This window comes from Granulicella sp. S190 (assembly GCF_009766095.1).
Lineage (GTDB): Bacteria > Acidobacteriota > Terriglobia > Terriglobales > Acidobacteriaceae > Edaphobacter.
The window spans coordinates 344,031-370,795 of sequence record NZ_LMUD01000002.1 but is presented as its reverse complement, the minus strand read 5'-3'; the positions used below and the strand labels follow the sequence as shown (position 1 = coordinate 370,795).

Annotated in this window: 16 protein-coding genes; 8 read left to right on the top strand and 8 right to left on the bottom strand. The window is 57.9% G+C overall.

Annotation, left to right across the window (positions count from 1 at the left end; genetic code table 11):
• Both larC and larE read right to left on the bottom strand, forming a co-directional pair.
• Positions 1–324, bottom strand: a 324-nt coding sequence (gene larC, locus GSQ94_RS21225) for a nickel insertion protein (protein ID WP_254063520.1), incomplete at its 3' end; no start/stop codon positions are given.
• A gap of 32 nt (positions 325–356) precedes the next feature.
• Positions 357–1,190: an ATP-dependent sacrificial sulfur transferase LarE gene (gene larE, locus GSQ94_RS01390; protein WP_158941520.1), complete on the bottom strand. Its 834-nt coding sequence runs from the start codon at positions 1,188–1,190 to the stop codon at positions 357–359.
• A gap of 188 nt (positions 1,191–1,378) precedes the next feature.
• Between larE and glgX the strand changes: the two genes are divergently transcribed.
• Positions 1,379–3,535 (top strand): glycogen debranching protein GlgX, encoded by a 2,157-nt coding sequence (gene glgX, locus GSQ94_RS01385; protein WP_158941519.1) that lies wholly within the window; start codon positions 1,379–1,381, stop codon positions 3,533–3,535.
• Between the two features lie 19 nt (positions 3,536–3,554).
• Here the strand turns inward: glgX and GSQ94_RS01380 are convergent, their stop codons facing one another.
• The 4 genes from GSQ94_RS01380 to GSQ94_RS01365 all read right to left on the bottom strand — a co-directional run bounded on the left by GSQ94_RS01380 (position 3,555) and on the right by GSQ94_RS01365 (position 9,898).
• A complete protein-coding gene (locus GSQ94_RS01380; protein WP_158941518.1) occupies positions 3,555–7,466 on the bottom strand; it encodes an alpha-amylase family glycosyl hydrolase in 3,912 nt (1,303 codons plus the stop codon).
• A 316-nt stretch (positions 7,467–7,782) separates the two neighbouring features.
• Positions 7,783–8,664, bottom strand: coding sequence for a DNA-binding domain-containing protein (locus GSQ94_RS01375; protein WP_158941517.1), 882 nt, complete (start codon positions 8,662–8,664; stop codon positions 7,783–7,785).
• A complete protein-coding gene (locus GSQ94_RS01370; protein WP_158941516.1) occupies positions 8,661–9,542 on the bottom strand; it encodes a DUF692 domain-containing protein in 882 nt (293 codons plus the stop codon). The genes GSQ94_RS01375 and GSQ94_RS01370 overlap by 4 nt, the downstream gene beginning before the upstream one ends.
• Positions 9,543–9,616: 74 nt before the next feature.
• A complete protein-coding gene (locus GSQ94_RS01365) occupies positions 9,617–9,898 on the bottom strand; it encodes a hypothetical protein (protein WP_158941515.1) in 282 nt (93 codons plus the stop codon).
• Between the two features lie 309 nt (positions 9,899–10,207).
• On the opposite strand from GSQ94_RS01365, the gene GSQ94_RS01360 reads away from it, so the two are divergent.
• The 4 genes from GSQ94_RS01360 (at position 10,208) to GSQ94_RS01345 (ending at position 12,347) form a co-directional block, all read left to right on the top strand.
• Positions 10,208–10,786, top strand: a complete 579-nt coding sequence (locus GSQ94_RS01360) for a peroxiredoxin family protein (RefSeq protein ID WP_158941514.1) — start codon at positions 10,208–10,210, stop codon at positions 10,784–10,786.
• A 222-nt stretch (positions 10,787–11,008) separates the two neighbouring features.
• Positions 11,009–11,485, top strand: a complete 477-nt coding sequence (locus GSQ94_RS01355) for a DoxX family protein (RefSeq protein WP_158941513.1) — start codon at positions 11,009–11,011, stop codon at positions 11,483–11,485.
• Positions 11,482–12,102: a sigma-70 family RNA polymerase sigma factor gene (locus GSQ94_RS01350; RefSeq protein ID WP_158941512.1), complete on the top strand. Its 621-nt coding sequence runs from the start codon at positions 11,482–11,484 to the stop codon at positions 12,100–12,102. The genes GSQ94_RS01355 and GSQ94_RS01350 overlap by 4 nt, the downstream gene beginning before the upstream one ends.
• The gene (locus tag GSQ94_RS01345; RefSeq protein WP_158941511.1) at positions 12,093–12,347 is read left to right on the top strand and encodes an anti-sigma factor; all 255 of its coding nucleotides are present in this window, start codon (positions 12,093–12,095) and stop codon (positions 12,345–12,347) included. The genes GSQ94_RS01350 and GSQ94_RS01345 overlap by 10 nt, the downstream gene beginning before the upstream one ends.
• A 34-nt stretch (positions 12,348–12,381) precedes the next feature.
• Here the strand turns inward: GSQ94_RS01345 and GSQ94_RS01340 are convergent, their stop codons facing one another.
• Together GSQ94_RS01340 and GSQ94_RS01335 are read right to left on the bottom strand one after the other, a co-directional pair.
• Positions 12,382–12,828 carry a hypothetical protein gene (locus tag GSQ94_RS01340; RefSeq protein WP_254063518.1) on the bottom strand — a complete coding sequence of 149 codons (447 nt, stop codon included), beginning with the start codon at positions 12,826–12,828 and terminating at the stop codon, positions 12,382–12,384.
• A gap of 87 nt (positions 12,829–12,915) precedes the next feature.
• Entirely contained in the window at positions 12,916–13,722 is an 807-nt protein-coding gene (locus tag GSQ94_RS01335) for a 4'-phosphopantetheinyl transferase superfamily protein (RefSeq protein ID WP_158941510.1), read from the bottom strand.
• Between the two features lie 290 nt (positions 13,723–14,012).
• On the opposite strand from GSQ94_RS01335, the gene GSQ94_RS01330 reads away from it, so the two are divergent.
• Genes GSQ94_RS01330 through GSQ94_RS01320 form a run of 3 tightly spaced genes read left to right on the top strand, consistent with a single transcriptional unit; the run spans position 14,013 to position 26,742 of the window.
• A complete protein-coding gene (locus GSQ94_RS01330; RefSeq protein WP_158941509.1) occupies positions 14,013–16,007 on the top strand; it encodes an amino acid adenylation domain-containing protein in 1,995 nt (664 codons plus the stop codon).
• Positions 16,004–24,130: a non-ribosomal peptide synthetase/type I polyketide synthase gene (locus GSQ94_RS01325; protein ID WP_158941508.1), complete on the top strand. Its 8,127-nt coding sequence runs from the start codon at positions 16,004–16,006 to the stop codon at positions 24,128–24,130. Before GSQ94_RS01330 ends, GSQ94_RS01325 begins: the two co-directional genes overlap by 4 nt.
• Positions 24,127–26,742, top strand: a complete 2,616-nt coding sequence (locus GSQ94_RS01320; protein ID WP_158941507.1) for a condensation domain-containing protein — start codon at positions 24,127–24,129, stop codon at positions 26,740–26,742. Before GSQ94_RS01325 ends, GSQ94_RS01320 begins: the two co-directional genes overlap by 4 nt.
• The last annotated feature ends 23 nt before the right edge of the window (positions 26,743–26,765 follow it).

Genomic DNA, 26,765 nt, shown 5'->3' with positions numbered 1-26,765 from the left:
GTGGGGGTGGGGGTGGCCGGTCTTGTGCTGATGCTGGGTTTTGGGATGGTGCTGGTGGGTGTGGTGCTGCTGGTCTTGCTGACTGTTTTGAGGATGGACTGACAGGGGGATGTTTTTTTCGGCCAGCGCGGTGCCTTCGTAGACGTGGACCTTGGTGGAGGAGATGCCGCTGCGGTCTACCTTTTCGATGGCGAGGGATACGTTCAGGTTGAGAGCGGCTACGGCTTCGTGGAGGATGGCGGGATCGACTCCGGCGTCGAGGAGGGCTCCGAGGAACATGTCGCCGCTAATGCCGGCGAAGCAGTCAAGGTAAGCGATACGCATGTGGGTTATTGTTCCATGTTTGGGTGGCGGTGTTAGCGTGCGGGCAGGATGGAGGAGGCGGCGAGGAGGGTGTCGTTCATGGACCCGGAGCGATAGCCTTCGGTGTCGAGGGTGACGTAGAGGAAGCCGAGGGGTTTGATGGCGGCGGTGATGGCCTGAAGGGTGGGGAGGGTGAGGGCGCGGGGAAGATCGGTGCGGGCGATCTCGATGCGGGCGAGGTCGCCGTGGTGGCGGACGCGGACCTGCGGGAAGCCGAGTGCGTGGAGGGCAGCTTCGGCCTGTTCGACCTGGGACAGATTCTCGCGGGTGACGGGGCGGCCGTACTCGATGCGCGAGGCGAGGCAGGCGCTGGCGGGCTTGTCCCAGAGGGTGAGGGCGGCCTGCTGGGCGAGGGCGCGTATCTCCTGCTTGGTGAGGCCGGCGGTGACGAGAGGGGCGACAGCGTGGTGCTGAACGGCGGCTTGCTGGCCGGGGCGGAACTCGGCGCGATCGTCGAGGTTCATGCCGTAGGCGATGTGGGCAAAGCCGCGAGCGATACGGAACTGTTCCATCTGATGAAAGAGCTCGTCTTTGCAGTGGAAGCAGCGTTGGGCGTCGTTGCGCTGGTAGTCGGGGCTTTCGAGCTCGTTGGTGTGAAGGATCTCTAGGGGGATGTTGTGATCGGCGGCGAAGGCGAGGGCGGCGGCGAGCTCGGCGCGGGGGAGGGAGGCGGAGTCGGCAATGACGGCCTGCATCTTGTCTCCGAGAGTCTGATGAGCGGCGTAGGCGAGGTAGGCGGAGTCAGTGCCGCCGGAGTAGGCGACGAGGACGCTGCCCAGCTGCTGAAGGGTTTTGTGGAGCTTCGCGGATTTGGCGGCAAGGTCCATGTGATTTGATTGTAGGACAGGTGGGACAAGGTTGACACCTGACGCGAGTTGTTTGGGAGTGGGCATTTTGTTTGGCTGTATTAAGAGTTAGGCGACGTAGTTTTGAGAGGTGGGTCTTCGATCGATCTTTTTCAGCGGATCGCGGGACTTGCTGCGTAACTATTGATCGTTATCAGCATCGAAAGGTTATGAACCGTACGCTTCTTCCTGGTCGACCTTACCCTTTGGGTGCGACTGTGTCTCCTAAAGGCACAAATTTTGCGATCTTCTCTGAGGGGGCGACGCAGGTCGATCTCTGTTTCTTCGATGCGAATGGGAGGCAGACCGACTGCGTGACTCTGCGGGAGCGGACTGCTTATGTGTGGCACGGACTTGTTCGCGAGATCAAAGCCGGACAGCTTTACGGCTATCGTATCGACGGCCCATGGGAGCCGGAGCGTGGAGCGCGGTTCAACCGAAACAAGCTGCTAGTTGATCCGTATGCGGAGGCCCTGTGTGGGCAGGTGGATTGGAAGAGGCCGATCTTTGGGTATGACAATGCCTCAGGGGATGACCTGAAGATGGATACGCAGGACAGCGCGGATGGCGTGCCGAAGTGCGTCGTGGTCGATAGCAAGTTTGACTGGGGCGAGGATTGCCGGCCGGAGACTCCGCTCGCCGACTCGGTCATCTACGAGATGCATGTGAAAGGCTTCAGCATTCGCAATCCCCGGGTGCCGGAGAAGCTTCGCGGAACCTATGCGGGGCTTGCATGCGAGCCGAGTATTAATTATCTGAAGCTGCTTGGCGTGACTGCGGTAGAGCTGTTACCGATTCATCACTTCATCGATGAGCAGCACCTAGTCGAGCAGGGGCTGGTGGACTACTGGGGATACAATACGCTTGGCTACTTTGCCCCGATGTCCCGCTATAGCTCCTGCGGCGATATCGGCGGCCAGGTGAACGAGTTCAAACAGATGGTGAAGACGCTGCATGAGGAAGGGATCGAGGTGATTCTCGATGTGGTTTACAACCACACCTGCGAAGGCAACCAGACGGGGCCGACGTTATGCTGGAAGGGAGTTTGTAACACAACGTATTACAGAGTGAACGAGCAGAATCCGCGCTATTACGTGGACTATACGGGCACAGGGAATACGTTGAACGTGCGCAATCCGCAGGTTTTGAAGATGTTGATGGACTCCCTGCGCTACTGGGTGACGGAGATGCACGTCGATGGGTTTCGCTTCGATCTTGCTGCTACGCTGGCTCGCGAACTTCACGATGTGAGCAGGCTTTCGTCGTTCTTCGACACGATTCACCAGGACCCTACGCTTGCCGATGTGAAGCTTATCGCGGAGCCGTGGGATGTGGGTGAGGGCGGCTACCAGGTGGGGCAGTTTCCGGTGCTGTGGGCGGAGTGGAATGGGAAGTATCGCGACACGGTTCGCCGGTTCTGGAAGGGTGACAGAGGCCAGCTCTCCGACTTTGGAAATCGTCTGACGGGTTCGAGCGATCTCTATCAGTTCGATGGACGCAAGCCCTACGCGAGTATCAACTTTGTGACGGCCCATGATGGGTTCACGCTGGATGACGTGGTGAGCTACAACGAGAAGCATAACCTGGCCAATGGCGAAGACAACCGTGACGGCTCTGACAGCAATGACTCCTGGAACATGGGAGCCGAGGGTTTGACGGACGATGCGGGAATCAACCGGCTGCGTGAGCGACAGACGCGGAACTTTCTGGCTACGTTGATGCTCTCCCAGGGGGTGCCGATGCTGAATGGAGGCGATGAGATAGCGCGGTCGCAACTTGGCAATAACAACTGCTACTGCCAGGACAACGAGCTAACGTGGCACGACTGGGATCTGGATGAGCCACGCAAGCGGCTGCGCGACTTTACCAGTGAGCTCATACACTTTCGGTTGAATCATCCGAATCTGCATCGACGCAAGTTTTTTCAGGATCGCGAGATTCGTCAGAAGGGCGAAGATCTGATTGAGAAAGATATTGCGTGGTTCAATACTGACGGCAACCAGCTGTCGGAAGAGGCGTGGAACACGGAGTGGAACCGGTCTGTCGCCATTCTGCTGAACGGCCAGACGCTGCAGGTGACGGACGAGAATGGCAAGCAGGTTATCGACGACAGCTTTTTTCTAGTAGTGAACGCCTCTGAGGATGGCGTGGAGTATGCGCTGCCTGGAGCGCCTTCGGGAAGACCGTGGTGTCAGGTGATGGATACGGAGAATATCGATATGCCCTTCACGCATGCAGAGGTGGGGAAGACGATTATCGTCGGGGGGCGGGCGGTGAAGCTGTTCAGCGATGGGTCTATTGAACGCGACCCATCGCGTTTATGGTAAGAGTGACGGAGTTGCGTGTTTACTTTGCCTTTAGAGGGGAGGCTGGCTTCCGTTTCGGTTTGCGTAACGTCGGGACATGAGCTGGCGGATCTTCAGTTGGCAGATCTTCGGTTGGCGTGGTTGATTCGGGATTGAGGTAGAGGTCCAGCCTGTAACCAGCCTTCTGCGCGGCTTCGCAGGAGTGGAGGACGGAGGCCTGGAGCTTCGCGACCGAGGTGGGGTTGGCAGGAGACTGCTCCAGATTTTGAAGGAGCGCAGGAAGTTGCAGCCATCCGAGGAGCTCTTCAAATGCTTCTTTGTTGAAGTAAGAGATGCCTGAAGACTCGTTGACGCCTGCAAGCCAGCGCACGTCCGGATCGGACCAGAGCTGCCCGGTCTCGGGGGTGGCTGAGCGGTGCGATAGAAGGATGCGAACGCGAGCGACGGCGCGCCAGGTGTTCTCTCCCTCCATTCCGATGCCGTTGAAGATCTCCGCCAGAGCGGAGCGGAGCTGAAGCTTGTCGAAGAGAGCGGCGTGATTGGTATGGCGAGGAAGGCTGCCGAGCGTAATCCACGCGAGGATGGGCGCCCAGAGCTGTACCGATTGATGGGCAGCTTTTGTGCTGGGCAGAAAGCTGCCAACTGCCGGGGGCAGGGTTGCGAAGAATTTTTGCGAGAGGGAGAGCAGATGGACCGCGGCCGTTGTGATCGTCTCACAGCTCTCGCGATAGGTTGGGGGCGGCGAGTTTTTTGCGAGTGAGGGATGGGGATCTGATGAGGATAAAGCAGATCCTTTCGGATTATTTTTCTCCGCAGCCATAGCGGCGCCCGGTTGTTTGATTGAGGATTCGAGGTGTTCTTCGAACGGCTCTGCGGCTGCGTTTTCGATCTCAGAGGGCATCATCTGGAGGATTTTTTCGAAGAGCCGCTGGCTGCTTTCGATGAAGGATTGAAGGCGGGGATCGAGGATTGGGTGCCCTGATTGTTCCTGGGTTGAAGGTGTGGGTTCTGCTGGGGAGATGTTGCCGTTTGTCTTGTTTGTCTTGTTTATCTTTGATTGAAGAGTGCTCGTCTTGTTGGTTGCGGCTGCGGTTTTACCTTTCGCGCTGGATGCAGCAAGATGTTTGGTTGGCACCGGCGACGCCTTTGCCAGATCAGATGCGACGGCTGCGACGGCGTGGATGTTCGCCGGGCTGAGAGCCTGGCGAAGAGCTTCATGGATAGGCCGCAGACGAAGCTTGGAGAGCGCTTCTTCCACGCTGTGGACGCCTGCGCCATTGAGCGCGTCGAAGAGCTGGTCCCAGGGTTGGTCGGCGGTGGCTCGAAGCTCGCGCCAGTGGATGAGGACGGCGTACTGGTAGCCGCGCAGATCGATGGAGAGTCCGGTGTGGTGGAGATCGGTGCTGCGACGGAGATACTCGAGGCCGTGGGCGGTGTCGCGGCAGGCGAAGAAGATCCCGTAGTCGTAGGGGATGTCGAGGCCTTCGGCGAGGCTGCGTTGACGGAGCGTGCCGGTTGCTTTATCCATGGAGGCTGCGGAGAAGTGGATGGTGCCGCGGGTGCTTCCGTAGCTGTTGTTGTAGAGGATGACGGAGCGCTGGCCGTGGGAGCGGTTGGAGTAGGCAAAGACATTTTCGTCTACGTTGCCGTGTTCGGTCCAGAAGTCGTAGAGGACGAAGTTGGTGCTCTCGGCGAAGAGATGACGGCTTTTTAGAAGCGGCGCGATCTCGTGCTGATGGCGAGCGACAAGGCTGTCGTTCGGCCACTCTTCCATCTTGGCCTGCTTGAACTCCATGCCGTAGCGCTCGGTGTAGCCCTCGATCTGCCCGTGGCCGAACATGGGCAGACCGGGCAGGGTGGCGAGGAGAGTGCAGACGCCGAAGTACTTGTCGCCGGAGCCGAACTGATCGATCGCGGTGCGCTCGTCGGGGTTGCTCATAAAGCTGACGTAGCGCTTGAGGATGTCGGGATCGAACTCGATGGTCTTCTTGAGGTAGGAGCGGTACTTGGCATTCTCTTCGTCGCGCAGCATATTCATGAAGGCGCTGTTGTAGACGCGATGCATGCCGAGGGTGCGGACGAAGTAGCCTTCGAGGAGCCAGAAGGCTTCGGCGAGGAGGAGGGTGCCGGGGACTTCGACGGCGACGCGGTCGACGACCTCGCGCCAGAACTCGTGCGGCATGAGGGAGTCGAAGTGCTCCTGCGTCATGGCGTCTTCCGCGCGCGAGGGGATGGAGCCGCCGGTGCCGGGAAGAGGGAACCAGAGGCGCTGGACGTGGCGCTTGGCTAGGACCATGGCGGCGTCGAAGCGGATGATGGGGAAGAGACGCGCGACGTGGAGGATGACTTGGATGACGTGTTCGCGGACGGCGGCCTTGGAGTAGTCGAGCTGTGCGGTGTCGTTCCAGGCGAAGGTGGTGCCGTCGTTGCCGTGATACATGTAGCGAGTGGCTCCGTCGCGATGGTGGCGGAGGCGAAAGACGACGGCGGCGTCGGTCTGGTCGTAGTAGTGGTCTTCGATCTTGATCTCGACGCGGCTGTCGGTGGAGAGGTCGGGGCCTTCGAAGCGGTAGACGGGGAAGGGGCTCTCCCAGCGGTAGAGGAACCAGTCGGGATTTTCGATGACCCAGTTGGAGTCGATGCCCATGTGGTTAGGGACCATGTCGCTGGCGAGGCGGATCCCTGCGCGTGCGGCGCGGTCGCGGAGAGTCTCGTAGGCGGAGTTACCGCCGAGGTCGTCGGCGATCTGGTACTCCTTGAGCGAGTAGGCGGAGGCTACGGCGTCGGCGTGTCCACGAAGGCGCTTGATGGTCTTGGAGGCGACGCTGCGCTCCCAGAGTCCGATGAGCCAGAGGCCGGTGATGCCGCGGTCGGCGAGGAGGCGCAGCTCTTCATCGGGGATGTGGTCGAGGCGATGGATGTGGCGAAGATATTTTTTTGAAAGCTGCTCGAGCCAGACGTAGGTGCTCTTGGCCATGAGGACGACGGTGGGCATCCAGGCCTGGTCGGCGCTGAAGGCTTCGTATTCGTTGAGCGGTGCCTGGTAGTCGTGGCCGTAGCGGCGCTGGCGGACACCGTCGGGGCCGATGAAGTACTCCTCTTCGAAGCCGATGTACTCGTCGCCGACGAAGCCCTCGCCTCCGCGGCCGGGGGCTCCATGACGGTAGTTGTCGGGGCCGGGGGGATGGAAGCGCATCCAGATCGCGAGGTCTTCTTCGCGGAGGGTATCGATGGCGAGGAGGACGCGGCGGAGATCTTCGCCGAGATACTTGGGCCAGTGTTCGCGGATGTAGTCGAGCTGGCCGGTGAGGGAGTCGGGCGAGGCGAGCAGGGGAGCGCGTAGGGCGTCGAGAAGAGTTCCGGCTTCGGGGGAGAGCGGCGGGCGGGTGACGAAGTATTCGGGGAAGGCGGCGGTGACCTGTTGATAGATGGTCTGTTGCTTAAGGGGAGTGTCTTCGAAGAGCTCGCGGTACGGGGTGAAGGCCGGGTTGATGTTGGCGAGCCAGAGGAGCAGGAGCTCTTCCAGCGCTGCTTCGCGATTGGGTTGGCCGTCGGTGGTGCCATTGAGCCACTGGGTGGCGGTGAGTTCGCCGCGATAGACGGCTACGTTGGGAAACTGATCCGTGAAGGTGAGAAGAAGGCGCTCTATCTCGGCTGGTGTGGCGTGGCCGGTGAACCAGCGGACTGCTTCGGCGAAGACGGCGGGATCGATCTGCTTGCGGTAGCGGGCGATCATCGCGTGGTTGAGCTCGTCGATGAGGCCCATGGCGAAGAGAGCCCCGGCATTAACTACAGCTGCGGGGTCTGCATTTTTTTCGCGGTGGCCCTGAAGCTGCTTCGCGAGGTTCCGGCTTGCTGCAACATTGCTGAAGACAACATTGCCTGTGAAGCTGAACAGCAGATCATCGAGATCGAGTTGCTTGCGGAGAGCGCGGGAGATGTGAAATTCCATGCAAGGGTTCCTTCAGATAGCTTTTTCGCGCTCCAGCCCTTACGGGCCAGGTTTGTGCTGCGTCAAGTGAAAGATGGCCGCAATGAGCTGCCTGTCTGTTCGGAGGCTAACTCGGGCTAAATAGATGCCTCGTCAACGACTTTGCAAAGAAGACAGCCTCCAGAGATACGCAACCGATGCACCTGCGTGGCAAGTGATTTCAGCACCTGTATCATACCCGCTCGGTGGCGACGGTGCAGGGAGCGCGGACGCTCCCGTCGGATGAGTTCCGTGAGTGTCGCTCTGGAGTTTGTGGATTGTCGTAAGAAGGGGTCGATCAGCCAGCTTGCGGTTTACAAAACCAGCCAAGCTCGGAGGCGTGAGCGAAGTACTCCTGAATCTTCGCAGCCTGTTCTTCGGGCGAGAACGAGCTTTCTCCGAACGCGACCTCAAGAGCGGGGCCGAGCGCAGTGCCGCCTTGAAGAGCGGAGAGCAGGCGGAAGGCCTCATGATCGACCCGTCGATAGTAGACGGAGTTTTCATAGCGGTGGACGGCGAGATGGATCTGCGAGCGAACCATGCGAGGCAGCCGAGCGCGCTTGATCTGTTTCCTCTCGGTGACCGCGTTGCTCATGATGTCGCTGGGTTCGGTCTGGCGATGGACGGCGAGGACAAGCTCGTCTACGGGGTAGCGGAGATCGAGGAGTTGAATATGAGGTTGAAGAAAGAGCTGAGACTCTGCGCCAAGATCACCGAAGTCGGCTGCGGTGAGTGGAAGGAGATCGGCTCCGTCGAATGCCTCCACGTAGGCCCACTCCAGGCGCGCAATGTCGAGGAGGAGATCATGACGGCGGGGCGAAAACTCAGGGTGTGATTCGAGCCATTTGGGCAGCTTCGATCCGAGGTTACGCAGCGTGAAGGAGGTAGAGGGGTTTTCGCTGAGATAGGCGAGGACGAGGTTGTCGAACTTCTTCTCTCCGAGGACCGCGCCGACAGCAGGGAAGTCTTCTGCTACAGCTCCGGTGACGCGAAACCAATACTGCCGGTTGTAGATTTCGAGACGCTCGAAGGACGAGAGGCGGTCGTTTGGTTTGATGTAGGTGTTTGCCAGGTCTGCGGTCGAGCTGCCGTCGGCGGTGGCTGGCTGCATCTGGAAGTCTGAGGTGAGAGGGCGCATGACGTCCTGGGCCATGCGGCGCTGCAGCTCCAGGAGGTTCATTGGTGGACGACCTCGCCTGCATACTCTTCTACCGGCTTCTGGGACTGCGCGGGAGTAAGGTATCGCGTCGCCTTGAGCGCTTCGGAGTGGACTTCGTCGAAGGACGGGATGTTGTCATCCCACTCGAGCAGAGTTGCGGTAGGGCCTACGCGCTCGATGGCTCGCGCATAGAGATCCCACACGGGATCGAGCACAGGGTGATCGTGCGTGTCGAGGATGAACTTTTCGAACTTCGAGTGTCCGGCGATGTGGATCTGCGCGACGCGCTCTGCGGGAACGCTGTTGACGTAGTCGAAGGGGTTGAAGCTGTGATTCTGCGAGGAGACGTAGATATTGTTGACGTCTAGAAGGATGCCGCAGTCTGCGGCTTCGACGACCTCGTTCAGGAACTCCCACTCGGTCATCTGGGACTCGTGAAACTCAGCGTAGCTGCTAACGTTTTCGACGGCGATGGGAATTTCGAGGTAGTCCTGGACCTCGCGAATGCGGGCGGCTGTGGCCTTCACGGCTTCGAAGGTGTAGGGCATGGGAAGAAGATCGTGGGTATAACGGCCGTCGACACTGCCCCAGCAAAGATGATCGGAGAGCCAAGGGGTTTTGGTGCGGCGCGTGAGGGTCTTGAGGCGCTTGAGGTGTTCGCGGTCAGCAGGCTGCGAGGAGCCGAAGTACATGGAGACGCCGTGCTGGACGACGCGATAGCGGTCAAGGATCTGGTCGAGGGTCTGCAGGGCGCGGCCGCCGTCGACCATATAGTTTTCAGAGATGATTTCAAACCAGTCGACTGTGGGTTTTTCGGCGAAGATATGGTCGTAGTGTGGAACCCGGAGACCGATTCCTACGCCGTAGTCGCTGAATCCGTTAAAACGATTAGCTGGCATGACTCCCTTTTTGTTCGAGGATGAGAGGCTGGAGGCTTGAGCGAGAAGACCAAGCCTCCAGACAGGGAGACGATTTATGCGAGCGAAGGCTTGGAGCCGTCGGTGGCGCATCCGCCCTTACCCTTGCAGTCATTCTTTCCGGGGTGCTTGCCGCCGCCCTGGCCCTTACAGTCGTTCTTGCCCTTGCAGGAGTGCTTGGGAACAGCAGGAGCATCCTGAGCGATGAGAACACCAGCGTGAGCAGAGGTGGTCGCGTTGTTCGGCTGCGCGGTCTGGGCGTTCATGCGGACAGCGGTGCCGCCCAACAAACCTGCGAACGCGGCGGCCAAAGCGAGCGATTGTGCTGAATTCTTCATAGAGGTGACCTTTCTGGTTGAGCCGCACGCGGTGCGTGCCGGACGTTGATGGTAACTACGTAAGTTGTAGCAAAAAGTTAACGACATGGCCCCAGCTTCGGATTGCTCTAGCGGCAAAGACGCATGCGTCATTTTCCTTGCTGCCCATTCGACTAAGTCCGAGGACAAAGGTTACAGGGAGGGTGGAGCAAAACGAAAGCTTACACCTCTCTGTAACTTTTGCGCGAATCGCGACTCGAACTGGGGCACGTTGAAAGAATCTGCAAAGAACAGCGAGAGCAATCGACGGCTTGCTGATGGAGTTGAAGAATGACCGCCAGAAAATTGCTGCGATTAGCTTTATGCCTAGGGCTGATTGGGTTCTGTCCGATAATGAACGCTGCGACGCCAGCGGTGGGGGAGAAGGCGCCTGAGTTTAAGCTGTCGACTCCAGAGGGAAGACCTTTGAGCCTGTCGGATTTCACTTCGAGGGGGACGGTTGTGCTGGTGGTTCTCCGCGGATTTCCTGGTTATCAGTGTCCCTACTGTCAGAAGCAGGTGCATGACTTTCTAGTAAACGGCGACAAGTTCAAGGCGGCTGGGGCAGAGGTTATTCTGGTCTACCCAGGGCCACCTGCCGAACTCGACCAGCGAGCGAAGGAGTTTCTGGCGAAGGAGAATCCGCTGCCAGACGATTTGCACCTTGTGATCGATCCCGACTATGCCTTCACCGATCAATACGGACTTCGCTGGGACGCACCGCACGAGACTGCATATCCCTCGACATTTTTGATCGACGGGCAGGGAAAGATTTTTTTCAGGAAGGTGAGTCACGAACATGGAGACCGAACTACGGCAGCCGATGTTCTTGCAGAGCTGGATCGCGCGAAGGCGGGGCGAGCCCATTGATTTTTTTGCCGCGTCTTCTTGTGCGTGGCGAAGTGGCGGCAGGTCTATGGCTTGTGGAGCAGTTTCTTTCGGGCGGTGTTGTAACCAAACCCGCAGTCGCGATTCTAAGTAGGTGCAGGTCCCATCAGGCTCCTGGCCGAGTCTGCATCAGTCCGGGGCCTGCTTAAAGACAGTATCAACGTGTTTCCCGTGCCTGGCGTACTGGAGAGTTAAGAGAAAATTATGATGAAAAAACTGCTTGAGGCCTATGAAGGCTTTGCAAAACTAGTTTCTTATCTCCAGTCTCCCTTTCTCCTGGTAGTACGGCTCTATTGGGGTTGGCAGCTGATGCAGAGCGGGTGGGGCAAGCTGCATCATCTGGATAAAGTCACCGATTATTTTTCGAGCCTGAATCTACCCATGCCGGCTGTGACCGCGCACTTTGTCTCGGGATTGGAGTTCTTTGGGGGGCTGCTTCTGATCCTGGGATTGGGCTCCAGGCTGATCGGGCTGGTGCTTTCGGTGAATATGCTGGTGGCTTACTGGACGGCAGACAAGGATGCTCTCTTTGCGGTGTTCTCGGATCCTGGTAAGTTCTATAACGCCGATCCGTACACGTTTCTGTTTGCTTCGGCGATGGTGATGGTGTTCGGAGCAGGTCTGTTCTCTGTAGATGCGCTGCTGGCGAAGCGATATCGGGGATGGATCGAGAATCGATGAAGGCAGACGGAGAGAACAGAGACGAAGCTCAGATGATTGCCTCGATTCTTGGGGGCAACACTCAGGAGTTTCATGCTCTGATCCAGCCGTATGAGCGGAGCGTCTACAGCATGGCGTTGTCGATGCTCCAGAACGAAGCGGATGCAGAGGATGCGGCGCAGGAGGCGTTCCTGAAGGCGTTTCGCAACCTCGAAAAGTTTCGCGGAGAGGCGAAGTTCAGCACTTGGCTGATCAGCATTATGTTGAACGAGGCCCGAAGCCGACTACGCCAGAAGAAGACGGCAAAGACGGACTCGCTGGATGAACTGAATGAAGGCGGTCATGTTTCGCCTGCGCTGCTGCGAGACTGGCGGGAGATTCCCTCCGAAGTGTTGGAGCGGCAGGAGGTTGGACATATGCTTCAGGTTGCAATTACCGATCTTCCGCCGATCTACCGAGAGGTGTTCGTGCTTCGAGATATTGAGGATTTCAGCGTGAACCAGTCAGCAGAGGCGCTGGGTATCACTGTCGCGGCGGCGAAGGTTCGATTGCATCGTGCGAGGATAATGTTGCAGAAGAGGCTGGCGCCGGAGTTGAGGCGGGTAATGCCCAAGCGGAGGTGGCTCTCATGGTTCTAGAGTGCAAGCACGTGTGGGATCACATCTCGGGCTATTTGGATGGAACTCTGGATGCAGAGGTATTGGAGAAGGTTCAGAAGCACCTGGAGCACTGCGAGATCTGCTCGGCGATTCTGGATTCGACGCGCAATATTCTGATTTTGACCGCCGACGAGCGAGTGTTCGAACTTCCGATTGGTTTTAGTGAGCGTCTGCACGCGCGGCTGGAGACAGAGATGCGGGATTCCGAGTCGAAGTCATCGTAGATGTTTCTTGTCGCACGTCAAGGGATTTGGTGCCTTATCTGTGCAAGATCGTATGAGTGGTCCACTCGGCGGCTACCAGAATAAGAGTCAGGACGGCGAGTGCGATCTGAAAGAACTCGGACCGGAGCTGGCCCGGGGTGGCGGGTTGGATGCGCCACTTGGAGGAGGGCCGAGCACGCAGGGTGCGAATTCGCCAGATGACATAAAGGTTGATGAGCGAGCCGATGGTTGCTGCGATCATCATGGGGATACGGATGGAGTCGCGATGAAATCCAGCGGCGGGCGCGTGGGTGCTGATTGCTCCAGCAAGGGAGCTGAGGCCGATGGCGACACGGACTCCGCTGAGGGCGATGACGGCGGTGCAGGCACTTTGCAGGACGATGAAGACCAGGCTCGTCGCGGCTACGAACCAGCTTCGGGTTCTTTCCGGCGCGGAGGCTGCGTGGGGAGTCGAAGGTGGAGAACTCGTCTGAAGTGCCATTGATTCCTCTAGTTTATAGACGTATCTGATTGGGTACGAGGGATAGAAGTTTTAGGAGAATTGGTTGAGGTTGCCTTGTGGAGAAGATCACCACTGGCGATTGAGAGGGAAGACCAGCCGTCGTAGGGGGGATTCCGCCGATTCGAACGCTATCGCTGCTGCGGCTTCGATGATTGAGTCCGAGTCGCTGAGGTCTACATCACTGACGAAGTACGGCGTTCCCTGATCCCCGGTCGATTCGCTGATACGGACGGGATGCAGATGGACGGATTCGAATGAGATATCGAAGGATGAGAGAGAGGCGATAAGACCTCTTCCGTCCGCCTTGAGAACGGCCTCCTTGCGGGTCCAATAGCGGTAGAAGGTCTTGTGGCGGGTGTGGAGATCGACGATAGCTGCCAGAGAGCCGGTCTCTTTTGCGGTGAAGTTGTGCTGAGCGACTTCCATGATGTCGGTCGACCGATCAAAGTACTCCACGTCGACTCCTATGGCGCCGGTACGGGTGAGTGCGATCAGGATCGTGTCTTTGGAGTGAGCGACGTTGAAGGAGATGGCGGCTCCATCGAGGATCGGGATCTCCGGTTTTCCTTGGACTCCGGTGGTGATCGGTATGGATTGTGGAGCAAGCCCTGTGGTGGCGGCCAGAAGGATCCTTAGACACGCTCTTCCAACAACGCAGTGATCCCTGGACAGCTGCATTTTGTAACGGCTGGCGCTAAGTTGCTCGGATTGAGTGAGAAAGGGTGCGAGGCGGTGATTGAGGCCGTTTGTGCCCGGGAGGTCGATTCGCCAGAGTTGTACTTCGCCGGCCTCCAATCGGGGGAGGGTATCGACTCGCTTCCAATCCTTCGCCATGGGCGGGTAACAGAGGTTGCGCTGTGATGCTGCCATCATAAGTCAGTTTGCCAGGTTCTTGCTTTGTCGTCCGGGAGACGGATAAGTTACTGACAGCCTACAACTTTCAGGTGTCCCCTGCCACGATAGTCTTAATGAAATTTTCCAAACATGAGTACAATTAGCCAACATGAGCGGGTTGACTTTAGGGGCTTCCAGCATTAGTTTTCGCTTCAGTTGATTCATGGGGACGTGTTGTGTGTTGCATACACTTTCGATCGTTCGATAACGCTGCTGGAGCACACTGAGCTAATTCGGTTAGGCTGCGTTTTTGATCTGCATGGGGCTCGATGGCGAACGTTAAGCAAATTAAAAATCCGGCCATGGAGGACGCGCGACTGATGGGTCGTCCGCAGGCCTCTGAGACTGCTTTGGTGAGTGGGTTTGCCGGGGCGACACTCGATACGATCGTGAGTGTCTTCGAGCGCGTGGCTGCGATAAATTCTGATAAGGCGGCGGTTGTCTTCGGCGATGCTCGTTGGAGCTATGGCTTGCTGAACGCGAAGGCGAACCAGCTTGCAGCGCGACTGCGCGAGGTTGGCGTTCGAAGGGACTCCTTTGTCGCGATCTATCTCGATCGTTCTCCTGAGATGCTGGCGGCGATCCTTGGCATTCTGAAGGCGGGAGGGGCCTACCTTCCCATCGACTTTGGATATCCGAAGACCAGAGTGCTGGAGATGTTGGATGATGCAAGGCCGGTAGCGATTTTGACCACAGCGGCCCTTGCGTCGGGCTTGTCTGAGCAGTTGTCCGCCTTGGCAGTCACGGTGATTGAGATAGACGGGGTGCTGGCTGTACCGAGTGATCTGAGAGATCCTCCGGCGGCATCTGGCGGCGAGGATCTTGCGTACCTGATGTACACCTCGGGCTCGACCGGAAAGCCGAAGGGTGTGATGGTGACACACCGGAATGTTCTGCGCCTTCTGACGCAGACCGATCCGTGGTTTCACTTTGGGGCGGACGATGTGTGGACGATGTTTCACTCGATCGCCTTCGACTTTTCGGTGTGGGAGATATGGGGACCTCTATTGACGGGGGGGAGGCTGGTGATCGTACCGTTTGCTGTAAGCCGTTCGCCGCGGGAGTTCTATGAACTGCTCTCGCAGGAACGGGTGACGGTGCTGAACCAGACGCCTTCGGCGTTCTCTCTGTTGATCCAGGTGGAGCAGGATAGCGCGCCTCTTTCGCTCTCTTTGCGCGTGGTGATCTTCGGCGGAGAGGCTTTGCAGTATTGGAAGCTGGCTCCGTGGTTTAAGCGCCATGGTGATACGCCTCAGCTGGTGAATATGTATGGGATTACAGAGACTACCGTTCACGTGACGTATCGGCCTATTGTTGCAAGTGAGGCGGAGTCGGTGCAGGAGAGTTTGATTGGCACGGCTATTCCCGATATGCAGCTTCATCTTCTGGATGAAGAGAAGAGGTCGGTGGAAGCTGGTGCGGTGGGAGAGCTTTATGTCGGGGGTGGCGGGGTCACTCGCGGATATCTGAATCGTCCGCAGTTGAATGCGGAACGGTTTATTCCTGATCCCTTTACGCAGGATGCGGGCGGCAGACTTTATCGCACGGGCGATCTGGCGCGAGTTCGTCCGGACGGCGAGATCGTATACCTTGGCCGGAACGATAGCCAGGTGAAGATCAACGGATTTCGCATTGAGCTGGGTGAGGTTGAAGCAGCGCTGGCGGAGGCTCCGGGGGTGCAGCAGTCTTGCGTGGTGGCGCGGGCAGATAAGGCTGGAACCCAGAGGCTTGCGGCTTATTATGTTGCTGCTCCGGGGGCTGAGGTAACGACGCGGTCGCTCGGCGAGTTTTTTGTGGCGAAGATGCCAGCCCAGATGAGGCCTTCTTCGTATACCGCAGTGAAGCAGATTCCGCTGACGGTGAACGGCAAGCTGGATGCTGCGGCATTGCCTGACCCGGCGGTTGTTTCGGCTAGCGTTGCGCAGGGCAATTCGGCGGCGCAGTCGCTGTCGAAGACGGAAGAGCGGGTATCGAAGGTGTTTCTGGAGGTGCTTGGCCTGAGTGGGATGGGGCTCGATGATAATTTCTTCGACTCGGGCGGGACATCGCTGCTGCTGATTAGTGCTCATCTACAGTTACAAAACCAATTCGAGCGGTCGATTCCGATTACGGTGATGTTCGAGTGCCCTACGGTTCGCACACTGGCGAAGCGGCTCGCAAACGAAGGATCCACTACGGCGGAGAAAGCTGCTGTTCAACAGCAGGCACAGAAGGCGAGAGGTGCGTTTGCACGAGCTCGGGCAGCGAAGGGCGTGGCGTCATGAATGAGCGACTGAACGAAGAGATTCGTGCGGAGGGCCAAAGCCCACAAGACCAGGGCGCAGGAGAAGAGCAACTGCTGGACTGCGTTGCGATTATTGGAATGTCGGGGCGGTTTCCTGGTGCGCCGGATGTGGAGTCGTTCTGGCAGAATGTTGCCGCTGGAAAGGTTTCGATCTCTCACTTCTCGCCATCCGAACTGGAGGCGCGCAATAGTGCGGCGCTGGAGGGTGGAGCGGACTATGTTCCGGCGCGTGGAGTGCTGGAAGATCCTGGGATGTTCGACGCTGAGTTCTTCGGTATATCGCCTCGCGATGCCGAGAGTATGGATCCGCAGCACCGGATCTTTTTGGAGACGTGCTGGAATGCGTTGGAAGATGCCGGCTATGACCAGTCGACCTATGCGGGGCAGATCGGTCTGTTTGGCGGATGCAGTCTCAACACGTATCTTCTGGCGAATCTTAGCCACGATCGTGCGTTCCTCGATGAAGTTACTGGAAACTACCAGGTTGGCGCGTTCAGGTCGTTTATGGGGAACGACAAAGACTTTCTGACGACTCGCGTGGCGTACAAGCTGAATCTGCGGGGGCCGTGCATCAGCGTGGCTTCGGCGTGTGCGACTTCGCTGGTTGCAATTGCACAGGCCAGCCAGAGCCTGCTGAACTACCAGTGCGATATGGCGCTGGCGGGCGGGGTCTCGGTGACCTTTCCGCAGAGACGCGGGCATATGTATTCCGAGGGAAGCATCGGATCGAAGGATGGGTTTTGCAGGCCGTTCGATGCTGCGGCGACTGGCACCGTCTTCAGCCATGGCGCGGGTGCGGTTCTGCTGAAGCGGCTGGAGGATGCGATTGCGGACCGCGATCATATTACGGCTGTGATCCGCGGGTTCGGCGTGAATAACGATGGCTCGATGAAGGCTGGCTACATGGCTCCCGGGGTTGATGGCCAGTCGGGTGTGATCGCTGCGGCGCAGGCGATGGCCGGAGTCGATGCAGGAACGATTACCTATATTGAAGCGCATGGCACGGCAACGCCTCTGGGCGATCCGATCGAAGTGGCGGCACTGACGAAGGCGTTTCGGCTGAGTACCGAGGCTTCGGGCTTTTGCGCGATTGGAACGGCAAAGGCAAATGTCGGGCATCTGGATGCTGCGGCTGGTGTGACCGGGGTCATCAAGACGGCGCTCTCCCTGAACAAGGCGACGCTGCCACCGCTGGCGAACTTTGTAACGCCGAATCCGAACATCGATTTCACGGACTCGCCTTTTTATGTGAACCGGGAGTTGAACCACTGGCAGTCCAAGGGGCCGCGACGGGCAGGTGTGAGCGCCTTTGGCGTGGGCGGAGTGAATGCCCATGTTGTGCTGGAGGAGACGCCTGCGATTGGTGTTTCGGCGCGGTCCCCACGTTCGGCGCAGCTGTTGTGCGTTTCGGCGAGGTCGCAGTCCGCGTTGCAGACGGCGATTGCAAACCTGGCGAAGTTTATTCAGGCGCATCCTGAAGTTCCGCTCGATGACATTGCTTACACGCTTGCCGTTGGCAGGAAAGCTTTTGACTACCGTGCCGCTTTTGTCTGCGCGACTGCTGAAGATGCTGTCGCGAAGTTGTCGTCTGCAAGTACGCAGTCGAGTAAAGCAGTCTCGGCGAAGCGTCCGGAGATTGTGTTTTTGTTTCCGGGGCAGGGGTCGCAGTTCGCAGGGATGGGCGGTGCTCTTTACAAGAGCGAGCCGCTGTATCGTCGCGAGGTTGACGAGTGCTCGGAGATTCTGCGTCCGCTGCTTGGGCTTGACCTGCGGGAGATTCTGTTTCCGGCGGATGTGGCTTCGCCTGAGGCTGCGGAGAGACTTCAACAGACGCAGTTCGCGCAGACGGGGATTTTCGTCACAGAATATGCGATGGCGAAGCTCTGGCAGGCATGGGGCTTCGAGCCGCGTACCACTGCGGGGCATAGCATTGGAGAGTATGTTACTGCTGTACTCGCGGGTGTGATGAGCCGCGAAGAGGCGCTGCGACTGGTGAGCATTCGCGGACGCATGATGCAGGAGATGCCGCGAGGAGCGATGGTTGGAGTGCGGCTGAGCGAGTCGGAGCTTCAGCCTTATCTGGCTGAGGATATCTCGATCGCCGCATTGAATGCGCCGAAGTTGAGTGTTCTGGCTGGACCGATGGAGGCCGTGGAACGGCTAGAGAAGAAGCTGACCGCAGACGGGGCGCTCTTCCGAAGACTGCGAACGTCACATGCGTTTCACTCGTTCATGATGGATCCGATGCTGGCGGCGTTTGAGGCTGAGGTGGCGAAGACTACGTTGCGCACGCCTGCTCGTCCTTATGTGTCGAGCTTTACCGGGACGTGGATTGAACCGGAGCAGGCGACGAGCCCACGCTTCTGGGCGGACCAGGTTCGCAATCCTGTTCGGTTCGCAGATGCGTTGAAGACTTTGATGACGACTCCGCAGATATTGCTGGAAGTCGGACCGGGAAGCACGCTGGCTACCCTGGCGCGGCAGCAGCCGAACAGCAGCACGGCAGTGATCGTCTCTTCGCTCTCGCAGCGGGATGAACAGTCGCCGGTGGAGGCGGGATCGTTGCAGGAGGCGCTCGGGCAACTTTGGCTTGCAGGAGCTGTGCCGGACTGGATGAAGGTCTACGGGCAGGAGGAGCGCAGCCGGGTCTCGCTGCCGACCTATCCTTTCGAACGGAAGCTGCACTGGGTGGAGCCACCGGCCTTTGCCGCGGCTTCGCGTCAGAACGAACAACAGATTTTTGCAACTGCGGAATTCAACACACAACCCCAAGAGGCAGCGGTTACTGGTACGACGGAACCGCTGAATGAGGCACCAATGCAAGAGCGTAAGCTGCGTCTGCAGCCGATTGTTTCAGAGGTCTTCACGCAACTGAGCGGTATCGAGATCACACCGGACCAGGTCGACTACCAGTTTCTTGAGCTTGGGCTCGACTCGCTTTTTCTTACCCAGGCTACACAAGGTCTGCAGAAGAAGTTTGGGGTAAAGCTAACCTTCCGTCAGATTATGGAGCAGTTCTCCACGATCTCGAGTCTTGCCACTTACCTGGATAGCGTACTTCCGGCCGATGCGTTTCCGGCAGCGGCGCCAGCCCCGGTGGCTGCACCCCTTGCTGCGGTAGCTGCTCCCGTTGCCTCTGCCGCTCCCATCAGCTTCGCGAGCGGCAGTACGCCCGCGCTTGGTGGCTCTGCAGTGGAGCGACTGTTTAGCGAACAGATGGCGATGATGTCGAAGGTCTTTGAGCAGCAACTGTCGGCGCTGCGAGGATCAGTAGGTCAACCAGTGGCGCCCAACGCTCCGGTTGCTTTACCTGTTCCTCCGCCTGCTGCGGCTTCTACTCCGGCGGCTGTAGCGGCCAGCGCGTCGACAGCGATTGCTCCAGTGGCGAGCGGCGAGGGTTCGGAGGTCAAGCATGGTTCTTACAGGCCGCTGCAGCCGAGGGTGCAACAGGATCTGGATAGCGATCAGCAACAGTATCTCGACAACCTCATCGCGAAGTATGTGAAGAAGACGCCAGGGTCGAAGCGCCTGACGGATAAGGCTCGGGTTCACCTTGCCGATCCACGTGCAGTTGCCGGATTCCGTCCGCAGTGGAAGGAGATGGTTTATCCACTGGTGACCGAGCGCGCGAAGGGCTCGAGGATCTGGGATGTGGATGGCAATGAGTACATCGACATTGTGAACGGCTATGGCGCGATCATGTTCGGGCACTCGCCGCAGTTTGTGCTTGACGCAGTTCATCAGCAGATTGAGATGGGTGTTGCGATTGGCCCGCAGTCACCGATGGCCGGCGAGGTTGCGGCGCAGATCTGTGAGATGACAGGGAATGAGCGGGTGACCTTCTGCAATACCGGGTCCGAGGCGGTGATGGCGGCGATTCGCGTGGCCAGAACGGTAACGGGGCGCGACCGCATCATCTATTTTGCGGGCGACTATCACGGAACCTTCGATGAGGTTCTGGTGCGCAGTACTCCTCGAGGGACGGTGCCTCTGGCACCTGGGATTCCGATTGCGAACACAGGAAACGTCGTTGTGCTGGAGTATGGCGCGGATGCGTCGCTTGAGTACATTCGCAAAAATGCCAGCGAGATTGCAGCAGTGTTGATTGAGCCAGTGCAGACACGCAACCCTGGATTGCAGCCTATTGCTTTCATCAAGACGGTGCGGCAGATTACCGAGCAGGCTGAGATCGCGATGATCATCGATGAGGTAGTCACGGGCTTCCGACTTGCTCCTGGTGGTGTGCAGGAGGCGTTCGGAGTTCGTGCAGATCTGGCAACTTACGGCAAAGTGATAGGCGGCGGGTATCCCATCGGCGTTCTCTCGGGCAAGGCGCAGTATATGGATGCGCTCGACGGCGGGGCCTGGCAGTATGGCGATGCGTCGATCCCTGAGGTGGGGGTTACGTTCTTTGCCGGGACCTTCGTTCGACATCCGCAGGCGCTGGCAGCAGCTCGCTCCGTGCTCCATCATTTGAAGAGTGCGGGGCCGCAGCTTCAGCTTGATCTGAATCGAAAGACCGCCGAGATCGCGACGCGACTCGATAACTTCTTTGTCGAGCGCGGCGTTCCGAGCCGCATCCATCACTTTGCATCGTGGTTTTACTTCACGTTCCACGGAGATGCCCGGCTTGGCAGCCTGCTGTATTACGCGATGCGAGAGAAGGGCGTTCATATCCAGGAAGGGTATCCATGCTTCCTGACTACGGCTCACTCTGATTCGGATCTCGAGACGGTTGAAGCTGTCTTCCGCGAGACCGTGGAAGAGATGCAGAAGAACAACGCGCTGCCCAGCCACGGAGAGCATCAGAGTCATTCGGTTGCTGTGGCTGGTCCTACGATGCACGCGAGCGCGTTGAAGGAAGCGCCTGCTCAGGTTCCGATTACAGAGGCACAACAAGAGATTTACTTTGCCGCTGCCCTGGGCGATGAGGCGAACTGCGCCTTCAATGAGTCGGTCACTCTGCGGCTACGCGGCAATGTGCAGGAGAAAGACCTGAAGCATGCGATCGAACTGGGGTTTGCCCGGCATGACGCGCTGCGCAGCAGGGTCAGCGAAGATGGCGAGTCGATGCTGATTGCGCCTGTATTCTCTGGCGCCATTGAGTATGCCGATCTTTCGTCGCTGGCAGAGACGACAGCTGCTCGTGAACAGATGCTGCGTGAGGCGATCGATCGTGAGGGGAGAACACCGTTCTCGCTCACGGAGGGACCGCTGGCGCGCGCTACGATCTTCAAGATGTCTGCTGAGGAGACGGTGCTGCTCTTCACGGGGCATCATATGGTTCTGGATGGCTGGTCGGTGAATCAACTCTTCGAAGAGATCAGCAAGTTTTACAGCGGTAAAGAGAGTGCCACGGCGAAGCTGCTTCCGCTGCTGCCGTTCAGCAGCTATGCCATCCAAGAGCAGGCTCGTAGTAAGTCGGGTGAGTTTGCGGATAACGAAGCGTATTGGGTAGAGAAGTTTTCAGGGCTTGCTCCGGTGCTCGACCTGCCCACTGACAGACCGCGTCCGATGAACAAGACCTACGATGGGGCGACGCTGAAGGGGAGTCTTGGCTCTGCGCTTTATGCGGATCTAAAGGGCGCAAGCGCGAAGCTGGGATGTACGTTGTACGTCACGCTGCTCTCGGGCTTTCAGCTTTTGCTGCATCGTCTGACTCGCCAGCCTGAGGTTGTCGTTGGCATCTCGACTGCGGGGCAGGCTCTGTTTCAGAACGCAAGTCTGGTTGGGCACTGCGTTCACTTTTTGCCGATGCTGAGCCAACTGAAGGATGAGGAGACGGTGAAGAGCCATCTTGCGGCGACGCGCAATGTGCTGTTCGATGCGTTCGATCACCAGGAGTTCACGTATGGCAGCTTGTTGCACAAGCTTTCGATTCCGAGAGATTCGAGCAGACTTCCTCTGATCGAGGTGCAGTTCAATCTTGAAAAGATAGGAACACGTATTGGCTTCGATGGCTTGTCGGCAGTGATCAAGGCAAATCCAAAGCAGTTTGTAAATACAGATATGTTCCTGAACGTGATCGAGACGGAAGACGATCTTGAATACGATTGCGACTTCAACACCGATCTCTTTGACGAGGACACAATTCGCCGTTGGATGCATCTATATGCCAATCTGCTGAGCAGCGTTGTGCGCGATGCGACGGTGCGGGTGGATGAGATTGAGTTACTGGATGCGCAGGACCGTTCGGAGGTGGTGGAGTCCTGGAACCGGACCGACGTGGAGTTTGATCGTGAGTTTCTGCCTATTCATTGCTGGGCGGAGGTACGCGCCAAGGAGTTGTCGGACCAGGTGGTGGTGCAGAGTGGGTCGAAGAGCTGGACAGGAAGGGAGCTGGACCAGTATGCGACCCGCGTCGCTCGCAGACTACAGCGGGAGGGGCTCAAAGCGGGTGATCTAGTCGGGCTTTGCGTGGAGCGGTCGGTCGAGATGCTTGGGGCGTTACTTGGAGTGCTGAAGGCTGGAGGGGCTTATGTCCCTCTGGATCCGCGGCATCCGAAGGATCGATTAGAGATGGTGCTGGAAGATGCGGGCGCTCCGCTGCTCGTAGTGGGTAGCTCGTTTGCCTCTGCGCAGCCTGGATTTAAAACTACGGCAAAGATCGTGATGCTGGACTCGAAGATCGCGGAGGAGAGCGATGCGCCGGTGGACGTGCCGGTTACAGCGAACTCTCTGGCGTATGTGATTTATACGTCGGGGACCACCGGCAGGCCAAAGGGTGTCGCGATCGAGCACAGCGCACTGATGAATCTGCTGCGCTCGATGGAGCGTGAGCCTGGCCTGGTGAAGCAGGACGTGTTTGTGGCGGTGACTACGCTTGCCTTCGACATTGCAGGCCTGGAGCTGCTGTTGCCTCTGCTGACTGGGGCGCGATTAGTCATCGCGAACGAGGAGCAGGTTTCAGATGGCTATCTCCTGCTTAGTCTGCTTCAGCAAAATAAGGCGACTGTCCTGCAGGCTACCCCTGGCACGTGGAGGATGTTGATCGATGCAGGGTGGAGCCGCGATTTCCCGCTGAAGGTACTGTGCGGTGGCGAAGCGTTGCCCCGTGACCTGGCCGATCAGCTGGTTGAGAGAAGCGAGCAGGTATGGAATGTATATGGGCCAACCGAGACTACCATCTGGTCGTCTGCGACTCGTGTGACTGCCGGTACGGGGCCATTATTCGTTGGGCCGCCGATTGCGAATACACAGTTTTATGTGCTCGATCATCGTCTGCAACCGGTACCGGTTGGAGTTGTAGGGGAGCTCTACATTGGAGGTAAGGGATTGGCGCGCGGCTATTGGAAGCGTCCCGATCTTACCTCGGAGAAGTTTCTGATTAACCCTTTTGTGGAAGGGCGTATTTATAAGACGGGAGATCTGGGCCGCTGGCATGCAGAGGGTGGACAAGGGCGCGTGGAGCTGCTCGGACGTACCGACTTCCAGGTGAAGATTCGTGGGTATCGGATTGAGCTGGGAGAGATTGAAGTCGCACTCAACAGACATCCAGCGGTGCGCGAGGCTGTGGTTGTGGCGCATACGAGCAAAGGCGCAGGCAGCCCGATTACGCGGCTCATCGCGTATGTCGATGCCGGCAACTCCGCAGAACATGCCACCGCGTTGGTAGCAGATCTGCTCACGATGCTTGCGGGTGCGCTGCCTGAGTACATGATTCCAGCCGCGATCATGCCGCTTCCGCAGCTCCCTCGATCGCCAAACGGGAAGATCGATCGTAAAGCTTTGCCTGACGCTGACACGTTTCTCAAGGCGGGACTTCACTCCGCGCAACGTTCTTTTACTGTCCCCACTACGGAAGAGCAGAAGAAGCTTGCCGACATTTGGGCTGACGTGCTGATGCTCGATCGCGTTAGCATTACAGACAGTATCTTTGAGCTTGGCGCTGACTCTTTGCTAATCTTCCGAATTGCCGCACGGTCTCAGAGAGAAGGTCTGAACGTAACGGCAGCACAGATATTCAAGCATCGGACAATCTTGGCTTTATCTGACGGGTTGGGGGCGCAGGCGGAGACGAAGTCCAATACGATCAAGGTTGCACCGCGAATTGCTGTAGCGCCGCGAAAGAGCTATCGCGGTGAAGGCGGGATACGACGATGAAGCAAGAGTTCCATTCCGCGACGGATAGCATCGCGAACGCTCCAGAGGAGGTGCCCGCCGTGAGTACGACGGCATCGCCAGCGGACGAAGTGTACTTCATGCCTGCTACCCAGGGGCAGATTCGCTTCTGGTCGCTGGACCAGATGCATCCTGGAAATCCCGCGTTGAATATGCCGCTGATGTGGCAGTGTTTGGGAGAGTTGAACGTAGACCTGCTGGCGCTGGCCTTCAGCATGGCGGTGCGTCGGCATGAGATGTTGCGAACGACCTTCTCGATGGTGGATGGGAAGCTTTCGCAGATTATTGGAACGCCGTACAGCGTTGCACTTCCAGTTGTGGATCTGCAGCATCTACCTGATGCTGCCAACTCGCAGGAGGCAGGCAGACTTATCCGGGAGCATGCGGCCTATCGCATGGACTTGTTTCGCGGGCCGCTCCTCACGCTCAAACTTTTGAAGTTCGCCCCGAAGCATCATCTGTTGCTGGTTACGATGCACCACATCATCTGTGATGGCATTTCACTTGGGATTCTTCTGCGCGATATTGCGGTCTTCTATGAAGCTCTGGTGGAAGAGAAGGAGCCTGTGCTGCCGGAGATGCCAATCCAGTTTGCCGACTTTGCTGTATGGCAAGAGGAGTGGCGAAAGAGTGAGGCTGCAGAGGAATCTCTCAACTTCTGGCGTAAGACTCTAGGGACGAACTTCGGACGTATCGAGCTGCCGCATGATGCGACTCTTGAGAGCCGCGGAGATATTCGTACCGACTCAGAGTCGGGAGACATTGAAACATTTCTTATTTCGCCTGAGCTTACCGCGCTAGCCCATGAGTTTTGCCGAAATCAAAATGTGACGCTGAATATCCTGTTATTCAGTATCTTCTGTGCCTTGTTACATCGAGTGACAGGGCAGCGGGATATCGTCATTGGGTCACCGTGCGCGAATAGAAATGAGGATACCGAAGAGCTGATTGGCCTCTTCATGAATATCCAGGTGCTGCGCGTTGGGATTGAACCGAAAGAGACTTTTCGGTCACTGCTGACTAAGGTGCAGGACTGGACCTTAGGGGCGTACGAGAATCAAGAGCTTCCGTTTGAAGAGCTCATTTACGATCCGCATTTTTCGTTTAATGATGCGTCCTTCGAGATTCCGATCTTCTTTCTCTATCAGAAGTCTTTCATGGTGACGCAGCAGGTAGCCGGGCTCGAGATTACTCCTTTGCGTTCGATGAGTCCGGGGGCAGTCTTCGAATGGATGTTCGCTATCGTCGATCGTCCGGAAGAAGGGCCGCGGCTGCAGCTTGAATACAACCCAAATTACTTTCGCCCGACGACAATTCAGCGTTACCTGACAAGCTTCATTGCGTTGCTTGAGTCTGCCGTTCGCGAATCATCTATTGAAGTGGAGCGGATGGCACCTGCAGACGACTTTCTCCCCGCCACGCTTCCCGAGTACGTAAACCGGCCTGCGGCTCGCAGGAGCATCAGAGCCTTTGACGAGAAGCAGACTGGGGAAGACGGCGAGATTCTGGAGAAGCTGGAAGAGCAGGTCGCGACGGTCAGCGATCCGATCGAGATTCAGCTTCGCGAGCTTTGGCGTTCGATGCTTGGCATCGAAGACATATCCGTCGACACTAATGTCTTCTCGCTGGGTGTCAGTTCGCTTTCGATTCTTCGGCTTGTGACGCGAATGAACAACCTCTACTCGATGGGCTTTGGCCTGGCCAGCCTGATCTCGGCACCAACGATCAAGATGGTTGCAGAGCTGGTCCGCAGACGCTACGCGCCGAATACGGTAACGTCGCTGGTACCGATTCAACCGGTGGGGACCAAGCGCCCTCTCTACATCATTCACGGCGCGGGTGGGAACGTGGTGAACTTCTATGGACTGACGACGAAGATCGGCGCAGACCAGCCAGTGTATGGTGTGCAGGCGCAGGCGCTCGAAGCAGGGAAGCCAGCGCTGCTTCGCCTGGAAGATATGGCTACTCACTATCTCAAAGAGATTCGGCGTGTGCAGCCGAGCGGCCCGTATCACCTGCTTGGATATTCCTTTGGCGGAGTTATGGCTCTGGAGATGGGCCGGCAGCTCCTGGAAGCCGGCGAAAAGATCGGCATGCTCGGGATGCTTGATACGAGGGTGCGAGATTATATGGAAGTGCCGTCCAGTGGAACCTCCACGAATCATGGGAAGAAGCAGGGCGGTGTCGGAGGCTTTTTTCGGAGTCATACCGGTCACGGCAGCGCGAAGGCCTGGTTCGATTTCGTTCAGGCAGATTTCCATGAGCGCAGAATCCGCTACACGGTTACCCTGGCAGCTCGAGTGTCCTCCACGTTGCCTGCCTTCCTCAAAAATACTCACGAGATCAACGCTGTTGCCGCGCGAAAGTACAAGATAAAACCGTTTCCAGGAAAACTTACCCTCTTTCGAGCAGAGCATCAGGCAGATAGCAGCATTCCCTCGGACAATGGCTGGTCGGCAGTGTTCCAAGGAGGAGTGGAGGTTCACACCGTTCCTGGAGATCATTGGCACGTCCTGTCTGTACCGGACATCGATGTGCTGGCGAAGTCGATCTACGACTGCCTTAGCCAATTCGAGGAGCCGGTGAATAGATAGCCTCGATACAAGCTGCGGAGGAA

What these genes read in the sequence shown, in the direction of transcription:
- larE (WP_158941520.1), bottom strand. Translation starts at nt 1,190, where the DNA reads ATGGACCTTGCCGCCAAATCCGCGAAGCTCCACAAAACCCTTCAGCAG.
- glgX (WP_158941519.1), top strand. Translation starts at nt 1,379, where the DNA reads ATGAACCGTACGCTTCTTCCTGGTCGACCTTACCCTTTGGGTGCGACT.
- GSQ94_RS01380 (WP_158941518.1), bottom strand. Translation starts at nt 7,466, where the DNA reads ATGGAATTTCACATCTCCCGCGCTCTCCGCAAGCAACTCGATCTCGAT.
- GSQ94_RS01375 (WP_158941517.1), bottom strand. Translation starts at nt 8,664, where the DNA reads ATGAACCTCCTGGAGCTGCAGCGCCGCATGGCCCAGGACGTCATGCGC.
- GSQ94_RS01370 (WP_158941516.1), bottom strand. Translation starts at nt 9,542, where the DNA reads ATGCCAGCTAATCGTTTTAACGGATTCAGCGACTACGGCGTAGGAATC.
- GSQ94_RS01365 (WP_158941515.1), bottom strand. Translation starts at nt 9,898, where the DNA reads ATGAAGAATTCAGCACAATCGCTCGCTTTGGCCGCCGCGTTCGCAGGT.
- GSQ94_RS01360 (WP_158941514.1), top strand. Translation starts at nt 10,208, where the DNA reads ATGACCGCCAGAAAATTGCTGCGATTAGCTTTATGCCTAGGGCTGATT.
- GSQ94_RS01355 (WP_158941513.1), top strand. Translation starts at nt 11,009, where the DNA reads ATGATGAAAAAACTGCTTGAGGCCTATGAAGGCTTTGCAAAACTAGTT.
- GSQ94_RS01350 (WP_158941512.1), top strand. Translation starts at nt 11,482, where the DNA reads ATGAAGGCAGACGGAGAGAACAGAGACGAAGCTCAGATGATTGCCTCG.
- GSQ94_RS01345 (WP_158941511.1), top strand. Translation starts at nt 12,093, where the DNA reads ATGGTTCTAGAGTGCAAGCACGTGTGGGATCACATCTCGGGCTATTTG.
- GSQ94_RS01340 (WP_254063518.1), bottom strand. Translation starts at nt 12,828, where the DNA reads ATGGCACTTCAGACGAGTTCTCCACCTTCGACTCCCCACGCAGCCTCC.
- GSQ94_RS01335 (WP_158941510.1), bottom strand. Translation starts at nt 13,722, where the DNA reads ATGATGGCAGCATCACAGCGCAACCTCTGTTACCCGCCCATGGCGAAG.
- GSQ94_RS01330 (WP_158941509.1), top strand. Translation starts at nt 14,013, where the DNA reads ATGGCGAACGTTAAGCAAATTAAAAATCCGGCCATGGAGGACGCGCGA.
- GSQ94_RS01325 (WP_158941508.1), top strand. Translation starts at nt 16,004, where the DNA reads ATGAATGAGCGACTGAACGAAGAGATTCGTGCGGAGGGCCAAAGCCCA.
- GSQ94_RS01320 (WP_158941507.1), top strand. Translation starts at nt 24,127, where the DNA reads ATGAAGCAAGAGTTCCATTCCGCGACGGATAGCATCGCGAACGCTCCA.